Source organism: Mycobacterium sp., from assembly GCF_035697385.1.
Taxonomy (GTDB): domain Bacteria; phylum Actinomycetota; class Actinomycetes; order Mycobacteriales; family Mycobacteriaceae; genus Mycobacterium.
Map to the genome: position 1 here is coordinate 1 of NZ_DASSCY010000124.1, position 2,541 is coordinate 2,541.

Here is a 2,541-nt window from a genome sequence, read left to right on the forward strand (position 1 = left end):
CGGCTTCGTCACCCGGTATCCGTGGTTTGCGCTTATCGGGGTCAACCCGTTCCCTACGCCGAGCGTGAACAACGCCGCCGGCGTGGTCGAAATCGCATACGAGTACGACTACAACTCGAACGCGCCCGCCGACGTGTGGAACGTCCTGGCCGCCGTCAACTCCCTCGTCGGCTACTTGTATCGGCACCTGAACCAGGCCGAGCTGAATCTTCCCGTCGACGTGAACGGTCAGCCGAATGTGACCTGCGGCGGTGCCAACACATGCGGCATCACCGAGAACAACGTCGTGCTGGCGTGTCCCGATGCGCAATGCGGCCCGGTGCCGCCAGGTGACCGCGTCGCCGCCTTTGTGACGAAGCGGGACAACACCACATACGTCACGTACACGAGCGACGGGTTGCCCCTCGCCAATCTGATTCGTGACGTCGTGCCGTTCGGTGATCTGATCGCCGATCTCACCGAACCGCTGCTGAAAGCCCTCGTCGATTCCGCCTACTACAACGGCAATCCGATCCCTGCCGATCCGAGCCAGTACCGACCGGCCCGGCTGTTGCCGTCGGCGAATGAGCTCGTCGCCACAGCAGCGAAGATCCCCGGGGCGATCCAGGAGGGCATCACGAATGTCACGTCGCCGGAGCCATCGACGTCAACGACCACAGTCGTCGAAGAAGCCCCTGCCGACGAAGAGTCGAAGCCTTTGACGAACGTGGTGCGGGACAGCGACAAGGCCGTTCCGGGGTCACTGGAGATGGGCAGCACTACGGTGGCGGACCCGGAAGCCCTTGAAACACCGGAGAACTCGGCGACCGAAGAACCGAGCGAGTCCGCGCAGCCAGAGGCGGGCGACCCCAAGCCCGCTGACCCCAAGCCTGCTGCCGACGAGACGGACAACGACGAGGCCGATGAAGCGGATGGCGCAGCCGCCTAGAGACCGGCGCGACTATTGGAACCACAACACCGCCTACCACGACTGGTTGATCGACATCGCCGCACAACACCGCGGTGATGTTCTGGACGTGGGCTGTGGCGACGGGCTGCTCGCTCAGCGACTCGCCCCGGTGTCACGGTCGGTGACGGCGATCGATCCCGACGCCGGCGCCGTGCAACGCGCCGCCCACCGACTGGCAGCGCACGAGCATGTCGGGATATCCCACGAGGCGTTCGAGACCTTCGCGTCGGAACGCAAATTCGACCTCATCACGTTCGTCGCGAGCCTTCATCACATGGACCTGCGCGCGTCGCTAGTGAAGGCACGAGACCTGTTGACACCTACGGGCGAGATTGCGGTGGTCGGCTGTACGGCCAACAAGAGTGTGCGCGACTGGGTTTGGGCGGTGATGTGCGTGCCGGCGGCTCGGGTCGGATCCTGGTGGCATTCGGAAACGCGTGATGTCGGCGTTGTCGTCAGCGATCCGCGTGAAGGTCTCGACGAGATTCGTCGAGTGGCCTTCGAGGTGCTGCCCGGTGCCTCGGTGCGGCGGGCGCTGTACTACCGCTACCTGCTGCGGTGGGTCAACGATTCGGCCACCGCGGCCTGAGCCACCCGATACAGTGACCAGTGTGAACAGCGGGCTACGGCATGGCCCCCGCGAGCTGGCGACACTCGCGGCCTGCGCAGCGCTGGCAGTGACCGCGCTGGCCACGTCTGCCCCATCGCATGCAGGTAGCTATGGGAGCAACGGCGTCTTCGGCGTCGACCCGACGCAAGGCGAGGGGTGGGTGACTGCCTACATCCCGCCGGGCAGGTACCGCGTCGACCAGTCACCGAGCATGTATCCGTATCTGAGCCCCCCCGGCTTCTGGCTGCGGTGCAACAACTACTTGTGCGCCCCTAACTATCCCGGCCACATCATCGCCAGCGGCGAGGCAGTACGCGACGTACCCACGTTCATGGACGTCCTGTCCAGTGATGTCGCTGTCGCGCTCCACCACGTCACCTTGACAACCGTCGGCTGACGACAATCCGCGGGCTCGGCCCGTCAGTGAATTCACTTGTGTCACTTTGGTTTCAGTCGACGAATCCCTGGTTAGGTGGCCGAATTTTGTCGTACCTGGGTGCTTTGATGTCGTTATGTCCTCGACGGCATCTTCTGACACCGCGGTGGTGAAGCCGTGTGATCGTCTTGAGGTGTTGTTCGGGGAGTTGTCGGAGTTGGCCGGGCAGCGCAATGCGATTGATGGGCGCATTGTGGAGATCGTTGCCGAGATCGAGCGCGATGAGTTGTGCGGTATGACCGGCGCGCGCTCGGTGGCGGCGTTGGTGGCCTGGAAGCTGGGCATCTCATCGGTGAATGCGCAGACGATCGCCACCGTCGCGCACCGACTGCAGGAGTTTCCCCGCTGCGCGGCGGGGATGCGGGAGGGTCGGTTGTCGTTGGATCAGGTCGGGGAGATCGCGGCGCGCGCCGGCACCGGATCTGATGAGCATTACGCGGAGTTGGCCGCGGTGGCGACGGTCAATCAGTTGCGCACCGCGCTCAAGCTGGAACCGCGACCCCAACCCAAACCCGAACACGAAGGTGATCCTGATTCTCGTCCGAC

4 protein-coding genes are annotated in these 2,541 nt (G+C 64.3%); all 4 read left to right on the forward strand.

Annotated elements, in window-relative coordinates; all coding sequences use genetic code 11:
• On the forward strand, nucleotides 1–928 hold a 928-nt coding region (locus VFH65_RS10675), incomplete at its 5' end, for a PE-PPE domain-containing protein (protein ID WP_353321305.1).
• A complete protein-coding gene (locus VFH65_RS10680; RefSeq protein WP_353321306.1) occupies nucleotides 903–1,538 on the forward strand; it encodes a class I SAM-dependent methyltransferase in 636 nt (211 codons plus the stop codon). The genes VFH65_RS10675 and VFH65_RS10680, both read left to right, overlap by 26 nt.
• Before the next feature lie 22 nt (nucleotides 1,539–1,560).
• Nucleotides 1,561–1,956: a hypothetical protein gene (locus VFH65_RS10685; protein ID WP_414688395.1), complete on the forward strand. Its 396-nt coding sequence runs from the start codon at nucleotides 1,561–1,563 to the stop codon at nucleotides 1,954–1,956.
• Between the two features lie 115 nt (nucleotides 1,957–2,071).
• Nucleotides 2,072–2,541 (forward strand): DUF222 domain-containing protein (locus VFH65_RS10690; RefSeq protein WP_353321307.1); only part of this gene is annotated, 470 nt, incomplete at its 3' end.

What these genes read in the sequence shown, in the direction of transcription:
- VFH65_RS10680 (WP_353321306.1), top strand. Translation starts at nt 903, where the DNA reads ATGAAGCGGATGGCGCAGCCGCCTAGAGACCGGCGCGACTATTGGAAC.